This is a genomic window from Planctomycetia bacterium (assembly GCA_034440135.1).
Taxonomy (GTDB): Bacteria; Planctomycetota; Planctomycetia; order Pirellulales; family JALHLM01; genus JALHLM01.
The window spans coordinates 1-8,624 of the sequence record JAWXBP010000017.1 but is presented as its reverse complement, the minus strand read 5'-3'; the positions used below and the strand labels follow the sequence as shown (position 1 = coordinate 8,624).

The window sequence follows — 8,624 nt, the reverse complement described above, 5'->3', positions numbered from 1 at the left end:
GCATTCCCCCTCCAGCGTCCCTAAACTAAACCCCGTTCACCCCCGAGCGCCACACTTTTCAACCGCCAAGCGCTGCACAATTCAAGCGCCGTTTACACGAGGATCTTGCCGTCAGACTGAACGGCCAGCCCTCGGTGGTGAGGGTCTGATTGCTCCGGACCAAATTCGAAGACCCGAGTTCCGTCGCCATCGAACGACATGTCCAGCGAGCCTGAGGACAGTAAGCGCGTGACGACGGGAGACCACCAGCCGCCGCCGACAGTAATGCGGCCGTCGGCTGACAGCGATATTCCCGTGAACTGATTGTAATTGCCAAAGGTTGGCGGATGCGTGACTTCGACCTTCCCCCCTTGCCCGAACCCGCTATCGAGCGATCCATTCGCGTTATAGCGCGCGAGGGAACCTTGACCGAGGCCGATGAGGCTGTCGGCTTTGCCCGCGACAACGATCTTGCCATCCGGCCGCAGGGCCACATCAAACGCCTGGTCGCTGCGCGCATTGAAATCGGTGGTCACCTTGCCGCTCCTGCCAAACGACGAGTCCAACGCCCCGTCGGCAAGGTAGCGCGCCATGGCAAAATCAAAAAAGCCGTTATTGACGATCGCGCTGCCGACCACCAGGATCCGTCCGTCTGGCTGTACCAAGACTGAGTTGGCGACCGCCTTGCTGTTACCTTTGCCGAACGTGGTGGTGAGCTTGCCATCACGATCGAATGAATTGTCCAATGTGCCATTGGCGTGGTAGCGTAAGACGCTCCAAGTCGGAACTCCCCCAAAACCTGTGTCGTGAAATCCTGCGACGACGATTTTCTGCTCGCCGCTCAGCGGGTCTGGTGGCTGCAGCGCGATGGTGGCGACTTCATCGCGGGACCCATTTTTGAAGTCGGTAAGGACGAGTCCATCGCCGCTAAACGTTGAATCCAATGAGCCGTTGACATTGTACCGACGCAGCATCATATCGGCATTCTGCTGACCGCCAACAAGGATCTTGCCATCTGCCTGCAGGGCCACATCGGTCAGCGAGAATGGCACGGGCACAGTTCCAGTGTTATTGAAGGATGAATCGAGGCTGCCATCGACGTTATAGCGCACCACGCCACCTCCGCCGGCGGCCACGATTTTGCCGTCTGGTTGGACGACCAGGCTCTCGATTCGGTCAGAGGCGTTCGGCAACATGTCGATGATGACAATGCCAGCGGCACCAAAGGCCAACAGTTGGCGGTCTTCGAGCGACTCGAAGCGGAGCGGCTTGCGACGCGAGCCAGGCGACTTTTGGCGACGATCGATCCGACCAGAGCGAGAAAAGAGCCGAGAAACGATAGGCAACATGAGGATCTCCACGAGATGAGAGATTTAGAGCAGTTCAACCCGATAGCAGACGCGGGGTCTGGCCATCGACGCAGTAGCGCGCCTTTGATTCGCACTTCTTGCCTGCCTCCGGACAGCTAGGCTTCAGCAGCACCGAGCCTGTGATGCTGCTTCCGAACCGCAACGGCCATCCAACAGCCCGCACCAATCAGGCACAGCGTTACCGTCGCAGGCTCGGGAACGGATACGGGATACTCGACGATGTATCCTCTGACTTCGTCCAGCCGGGAAACCTCGGTATCGCGTAGATCATTCCAACCGCCGGAGAGCATCGTCAGAAAGTCTTCTCTTGGTGGCGAATCGTTGGGCTCATCGGGAAGTCTCGTGTTCGGCGTCCAACTGAATGGCTCTCCCGTCACCCACCTCCATCCCCTCGACGGCTCTCGATATTCCGGAGCGGTCCGGTCTTGGAATCCACCAATCCAGAACATATCGCTGTTTACCTCCGGGATCTCGAACACATTCCCGTATACGAACTCGAGTTCTGGAATCGACGTGAGCGTCGCTAGATGTCCTGCGACTCCTTGCCACGATCTTGCTTCGGCGGCGGCGCGGGATTGGTGCCAGCCCAGCAATTGCTCTTGAGGGGCTTTGAAGACGAGTTCGTAGAAGTGCCCGTTGCCGCCTTCCGACGCAAGCCATTGGATTGGCTCCGCACGGGACGTTACTGCGGGAACAAGTAGCAGGGTGAACAGCGTTGCAATGCGCAGAAGGCTCATGAGGTACTCGTGGTTTGTGCGGGTGTGGCGTTCGTTGTTCATCACTTGTCACTTGTCCGTGCGGCATCGAGTGTCCGCGACTTCTCTCGGTAGGAGTTGGCATCGCCCTCCTTACCGACGGATGCCAGCAGATCGCTGAGACTGGCGTACTCAGACCTTAACAGATCGCGCGTTGCTTCATCGTTGGGATTGCCGGCGTACAGTGACTCCGACAAAGCCACGGCCGCTTCCAACCATTCAATTGCCTCGGGAACTTCGTTTTTTGCGGCCAACAGCTTGGCAAGATTGAGTTGTGCCGAACTGAGTACAGACATGTTCCGCGGCACTTCTCGTTGCGATTCCGAGAGTGCCGTCAATTCTTGCACAGCTCGTCGATAGAGAACTGCAGCAGCGTCGCTATCGCCGTCGAGCAGGTGATCCGCCAATCGATGCGCACTTAAGGCCAGGCGCTGACGAATATCCTTTTTTGTCGGAGTCTTGATCGAAAGGCGGTCGAGCAAGGCAAATTCTTTTTTCAAATGCGTCACTAAAGCAGTCTCATCGTCGAGGCGAGTCAAAGAATGGCGCAGCTCTTCATAGGCAGACACCAGGCTCATTTGGTATCTAGGACTATCCGCCCACCGGTCCACCACGACTTCCAAAACCTCGACTGCCCGAGTCCGGCACTTGAAGGCCTCGTCCGGGTTCGTCTTTTGGAGGCTTGAGCCCAGGCTTAACAGGGCAAGGCCAAGCGAATCGGCATACTCAGGCACATCTGGGTGTTCCGCCACGATCTGCTCGAATCTTTCAATCGCTTGACGCGACTGTCGCTCCGCATCAGCCAACTTGCCTTGCTCGAACAGGATTCCTGCTAGAGTCCAGCGCGCCCAGGGATTGGCATGCGGATCTTCTGGATTCTCAAACTCGACCGCTTGCTGCAACTGAAGTTCCGCTGCCGGCAGGTCACCCAGGCCACGTAGCGCAAGCGCGAGATTTACGCGATTATCGGCAGCCTCGGGAACGATCGCTAAGGATTCATGAAAACCGTCGATGGCCTCCTGTAACCGCCCTCGCAAGAGCCAATCGGCAGCGTAGTCGTGAGCTACCTCGCCCAATTCCAGCCGATATTCATCAATCTCCGGATGCGCTCTAAAGAGAGTTCGGCGGATATCCAGTGCTCGCCGCCTAAAAACAATCAATTCCTCGCGCCGAGGTGAATCGAAATTGCAGGAGGCGATGCCATCCAGGGCCTTGGCCAGCAGGTCCTGACAACGATGGTCGTCAGGCAGTTCGGCGACGAGTCGTTCCGCGCTCGCAATTGCATGGGTATAGGCCGTCTCGGCAGCGGCATTGCCGCCCATCAAAGCGTTGATGTACCCGACCCGGATTTCGGCTCGCGCCGTCCCAATGCGGGCCTCAACACTTGTGGCATTGAGCGTCAGCAGCTTTTCATTGGCCGCGAGGGCATCCATTAAAAGTTGCCGGCGGAGGGGCTCGGCCTTCGGCTCATTCAGCAGGCGATTGGTCGCGACGCGCGCTAGCAATGTCTCGATGGCTGCGTGGGCCTCCTGAAGATTGTGTTCGGCACGCGCCCTTTCAATTTGCTCCACGGCCAGTGCAGCCTGGGTGACAGAGTCCTTCCAGACGAGGGCCACGATCGCCACGAGGAGCAAGACGAATGCCATAGTTGAGACGGCCAACCAACCCGAGCGGTGCCTGCGCATCGACTTGCGGAGTGAGTCCATCCAATGAGGCGGCCGCGCGTGAATCGGTTTCTGTTGCAGAAACCGTCCTAAATCGTCACTGAGTTCTTGTGCGGTCTGATAGCGTCGGCTTTTCTCCTTAGCGAGACACTTGAGGATAATTGTTTCCAAATCGATCGGAAGGGACGGCGTGAACGTGCGGAGGCGGATCGGATCGTTTTCTGCGATCGCATGGAGGATCGCCGCGCGCTCCTGTGCTTCGACCACGGGGCGGCCGCCCGCCATTTCGTAGAGCGTCGCACCAAGTGAATAGATGTCCGTTCGATGGTCCACGAGGGTGGGTCGTCCAGACGCCTGTTCCGGGCTCATGTAGCGCAGCGTGCCGAGCATATCTCCCGGCAGGGTGATCGAGTTGTTCGCTTCGACATGCGCAAGGCCGAAATCCGTGACCCACAGTTTTCCACGCTGGTCCAAAAGCAGATTGGAGGGCTTGATATCACGATGAATGACCCCCATCTGATGCGCGTGCTCCAGGGCGTCTGCAGCCTCCATGCCTAGTTCTGCCAGACGGCGAAAGTACGTCGCCGGCACTTCGGAGCGCAGCGTGGACAGCGCGGCTTTCGGAGCAGTATCGCCGGAGGTGTTGTGTACATCAGAAGACCCTGCTGGTCGTGTCGTCTCTTCCTTGGCAATAACCTGGGCCAACGTCGTTCCAGGAATATGTCGCATCACATAGAAGTGGACCCCACGTTCACAGCCCACGCCCAGCACATCAACAATATGCGGATGATCTAAATTGGCGGCCGCTAATGCCTCATTACGAAATCGCTGGAGGTGCCTTGGATCCAGCACCGCAGCGAAGGGAAGTACCTTAAGCGCCACCGTACGACCAATGGAAAGTTGGACTGCTTCATAGACGATCCCCATCCCGCCGCGACCGATTTCGCGCCGCAGTTGATAGTCGCCGAGCGTTTCCGGCGGATTCGACGAACCAGCCGCCGTCACAGGATTGTCAGCAGTTGATTCCTGAAGTCGCCGCGAAACCAGCTGGACGTATTCGAGTCCTCCCAAGCATTCCTCGAGCAAGCCAGCAATGTCTGCGTGATCCTCCAAAAACCGCTGACGATCGAAGGGCAGCTGTAGTTCGACGCAGCGGAGGTATTCCTCAATTGCTTGAACCAGCTGGCGCTCAGGATCGCTGGCGGCCAGAGTTAGGCCGTCCGCCGTCACCGGAACCGGTGTATCAGATTTCATCGCGAATCCTCAACTCTCGGCGGATTTGTATTAGCGCTCGCGTCCAAAGATGTTTCACGCTGTCGACACTGCGTTGCATGCGCTCCGCAACCTGCCAAAATGCCAACTCCTCCACATGCCGCAATAGAATGACGTCGCGATAGTCCGGCGGTAACGCATCCAGAATATTTGCCAGCTGTAGCGCTTGATCTTTTTGCAAGGCCATTTCGCTGGGCGACGGTTGTTGACCAATCAAGTTCTGTTCGAAGGCCTGTGAAGATTGTTCCAGTTCCACCGCGAGTCGTTGTTCCAGTCGTGGATCGCGACATCGAGTCCCGTAGAATCGCTCCAGTTGCTCTGCCAGATTATGTGCCAGGATACCCCGCAGCCAGGCCGTTAACTCAGTGGCACTTTGCCCGCGAAAGGTGCCGAAATCTCGATGCGCGTCTAAGAGCGTCTCTTGAACCAAATCAGAATCGTCGACTTTTCCAGGCAAACGGTTTCTCAATTGATGGCGCGCCAATAGACGAAGATAAGTGCGATATGCGTCCAGCAAATGTCCTAATGCACGCTCATCGCCGGCGCGAGCAAGTGTGATCAGGGATCTTGGACCAGACTCTGGGGGGAAGGCCATAACACAATTCTCTATGATTAAAGGCAGCCTTAGCTCGTAATCGCGCCTTAAAAAATAAAGAAATACTTAAATGGCAAGCTAAATGGCATGCAAAGCCGTCCCTAAACTGCGTGATAACAAGCCATTGCGACGATAACGACACCGACCAGGCGCGCCCGGCTGGGCCGGTGTAAATCGCGGAACGTAGCCAACAGCGACGCAGCGACCAATCACCACCTGCTTACTTGGATTTAATGCGCTGCTGAATTTGGACGTCCTGCCGTGATCGTTAAATCAAATCCACCGACATGAGCGCGTAATTCTAAAGCCACTGCCTCATCGATCAGTTCTGCAATTCGGAATTCTGAAAAAAAGTCGTCTGCTGGGGCTGGTGACGACGGGGCGGGATTATACTCTACTTTGCCGGCGCGTCGGCGAAGTTCCCGAACGGACTTCGACCGACGCCTCCAAGCCCGCCCACCTTTTCAATGGATGGTTGGCCAGCTTCGCATCATGTGATGGAGTTGTAACCTTCGATAGCGCGGTATTGCCGCGGGCGTGCTGTTTAAGCTGCCGTCGCGCGTTGCAGCATTGGCATCTGAGTAGGAGTCGCCTGGAAGCACGATTCAGCTCGCGCACGATTCTGGAAATCATGTTCGCCGCCTCCATCGTGCTGAATATTGCGCCTACTGCGCCACCTCTGTCCCCGTCGTCGTTGCCCCTACAAGCTGGAGAATGCGGCGACGAAGGAACCGTTCCTCGTGGACACGGTCACGGGAGAGACATACTCGGCGGATACGTCACTCCGCCCTTGGTTTTGGAAGAAAGTGACAGAGCCGGTGAGGTAACTTGCGTGAACCAGCGTCCAACTTAATTCCGATGCCGAGTAGGGAGGCGAGCTTCCATGAACGAGAAGCGCGAAGTCAACTACATAGAGAAGGCAGACTCATCCCAAGCCCAGCAACCTTGCCGAACGGCTTGGCCAGTATGCGGAGGCAAGCTAATCGAGATTCGTGTCAAGCTCCAATATTCCTGCTGTCACACAATTTGTGAGACGTGTTGCGAAGGTGGCCGAGGAAAGCGCAATCTTGCGGATTGCGGTTTATTCAAACAATCCTTCCACGTATTCCACGAATTCGCGGATGGTCGTATACGCACATTTGAATCTCCCCCCAGGATCGATTGCCACATGCTCGATCCCATCCGCGATCGCTTGGGCCTCAATACTGCGCATTCCATCCAATAGCCGATTGTGGTCGCCAAACTGAATGGCACTCACCACGGACTTGTCGTTCCCCTCGGAGCGACTCCGAAAGAATCTCGCCAGCAGGTCCTCGTCGGTGATGAAAACAATTGCGGGCACGTCATCGACGTATACCGTTAGCAACTGCTTACCATCTTTGGATGTGGGGACGAAGCAAGGGTAGGTCAGAACGAATTCGTCGGACATGCGAGCGCCTTCGGCAAATGTTGGGCAACGCACAAATGCATTCTTCGAATCGTGGCTCACGTCGTAAGTCCATGCAGTTAGCCGCCCGAATCGAACGTGACGAGCCCGCAGACCACCTCGGCAGGCCTCGGACGGCATTTTGGTTGAATAAATCTCAGGTTTCAACCGGTTTATGGGAACCTCGGCGGCGTCATTGGTCTTTTCCTTTGTATTACGGCCGCACGTATTGACAGAAACGCTTAACGCATGCTTGCAGCCCAAGCCGCTGTGCCGCCGGAGCTGATTGCTACCGCCCCAAATGAACGGAGCTTGATCGAGCAGGCTCAACGCGACCCTGCTGCCATGACGCAGCTCTATCGGATGCATTGCGCCGCCATTCATGGTTACGTGTTGCGACGTGTCGGGAACGGTCACGACGCGGACGACCTTACGGCCGAGGTGTTTTTGGCGAAGGATTCCCCGCTCATTAGCGCGGGTCTAGGCAGGTTCGCAGCAGCGAACCTGCTTGCAACGCCAATGTCGACAGCAGACCTACACCTCAGTTACAAACCAAATCATTGAAGCGATTGAGCGAGGCCAAGCAAGTTTTTAAATGCCGTGGCATTTCCGTGGCAGTGCATTCTCTCCCATGAATTCGACTTCAGAGCGGATTAGTCGGGACATGAAGTAGACGCGGCTGGGAGCCCAACGATAAAATGGCGACCATTGCGAGCCTGGACCGGCTCCATGCTCAACCCAACTGGGAAGTCTCGATTTTCCGCTTTTGGTCCGCTGCGTTGACGACTGCCGAACCAAGTGGTCAACTGGAGCCGCCGATCAGAAACTGTAGTTGTTTGACGGTGGCCCGGTCAACGCAGTCGTCCGTCGCCAGCCACACGGAGAGCGTTTCATATGCGTTCGCTGAACACCGTTGCCGTTCTCATTGGCGTCGCGTTGATTTTGGGGTGTGGCGACCGGGTATCAACTCGATCGGAGCCAAGCCACCCGGTCTCGACGGGGGTCGTACTCAGCATTCCACCCAAGTTTGCGCCGGTCGAAGTCTCAATCAGGGACAAAAGTGGGTCCTGTACCACGTCATTTACACCGATGCCCATCGTATCGGGACGCAAACACAAGCATGGTAGCACGTGTGGACATCCAGGCACCGTAACGGAATTGTCATGGCAATACCTTGGAACCACAGACCAAGGTGATAAATACGAATTTGTGCGAACTTTTCCAGCGGGCGATCCCAACCGAACGACAACCAAGAAGGAAGTCATTTTCGCCGGGAAAGAACTTCTTCTATTCGACGATGAAGATTCAACAGTTCTGTTGCGTGCGGCAGCCAGCGAGGAACAATCGGTTGAACCCGAGCGACCCGTCAGGCAGTAATTGACATCAACGTACTCGGCGACCACCCGATTGAAAGACGCTGATGGAAAAATGCCGCCGGAGTCATGCCCCCATGGTCCGACGGCCCAGCAAGCGCGCTTGCTGTCCGCGACCCCCAAGAGCTAGGTCAGACTTCGACGACATTCGCAGTGGAAAGTCTCAGTCAATGCTGGCCGTTAAGCCGAG

6 protein-coding genes are annotated in these 8,624 nt (G+C 56.5%); 1 reads left to right on the top strand and 5 read right to left on the bottom strand.

The window, feature by feature from the left end:
• Window positions 1-92 precede the first annotated feature (92 nt).
• From SGJ19_01125 to SGJ19_01105, 5 genes are all read right to left on the bottom strand, one after another.
• Window positions 93-1,328, bottom strand: coding sequence for a hypothetical protein (locus tag SGJ19_01125; protein ID MDZ4778837.1), 1,236 nt, complete (start codon window positions 1,326-1,328; stop codon window positions 93-95).
• A 116-nt stretch (window positions 1,329-1,444) separates the two neighbouring features.
• Complete coding sequence (locus tag SGJ19_01120) at window positions 1,445-2,128, bottom strand: C-type lectin domain-containing protein (protein ID MDZ4778836.1); 684 nt, start codon at window positions 2,126-2,128, stop codon at window positions 1,445-1,447.
• The gene (locus tag SGJ19_01115; protein ID MDZ4778835.1) at window positions 2,128-5,022 is read right to left on the bottom strand and encodes a protein kinase; all 2,895 of its coding nucleotides are present in this window, start codon (window positions 5,020-5,022) and stop codon (window positions 2,128-2,130) included. Before SGJ19_01115 ends, SGJ19_01120 begins: the two co-directional genes overlap by 1 nt.
• Window positions 5,012-5,635: a sigma-70 family RNA polymerase sigma factor gene (locus tag SGJ19_01110; protein ID MDZ4778834.1), complete on the bottom strand. Its 624-nt coding sequence runs from the start codon at window positions 5,633-5,635 to the stop codon at window positions 5,012-5,014. Before SGJ19_01110 ends, SGJ19_01115 begins: the two co-directional genes overlap by 11 nt.
• A 1,081-nt stretch (window positions 5,636-6,716) precedes the next feature.
• On the bottom strand, window positions 6,717-7,478 hold the full coding sequence (locus SGJ19_01105; protein ID MDZ4778833.1) for a hypothetical protein: 762 nt from the start codon (window positions 7,476-7,478) through the stop codon (window positions 6,717-6,719).
• A gap of 672 nt (window positions 7,479-8,150) precedes the next feature.
• Here SGJ19_01105 and SGJ19_01100 point away from each other — a divergent pair.
• Window positions 8,151-8,438 (top strand): hypothetical protein, encoded by a 288-nt coding sequence (locus SGJ19_01100; GenBank protein ID MDZ4778832.1) that lies wholly within the window; start codon window positions 8,151-8,153, stop codon window positions 8,436-8,438.
• Window positions 8,439-8,624: the final 186 nt, after the last annotated feature.

What these genes read in the sequence shown, in the direction of transcription:
- SGJ19_01125 (MDZ4778837.1), bottom strand. Translation starts at nt 1,328, where the DNA reads ATGTTGCCTATCGTTTCTCGGCTCTTTTCTCGCTCTGGTCGGATCGAT.
- SGJ19_01120 (MDZ4778836.1), bottom strand. Translation starts at nt 2,128, where the DNA reads ATGAACAACGAACGCCACACCCGCACAAACCACGAGTACCTCATGAGC.
- SGJ19_01115 (MDZ4778835.1), bottom strand. Translation starts at nt 5,022, where the DNA reads ATGAAATCTGATACACCGGTTCCGGTGACGGCGGACGGCCTAACTCTG.
- SGJ19_01110 (MDZ4778834.1), bottom strand. Translation starts at nt 5,635, where the DNA reads ATGGCCTTCCCCCCAGAGTCTGGTCCAAGATCCCTGATCACACTTGCT.
- SGJ19_01100 (MDZ4778832.1), top strand. Translation starts at nt 8,151, where the DNA reads ATGCCCATCGTATCGGGACGCAAACACAAGCATGGTAGCACGTGTGGA.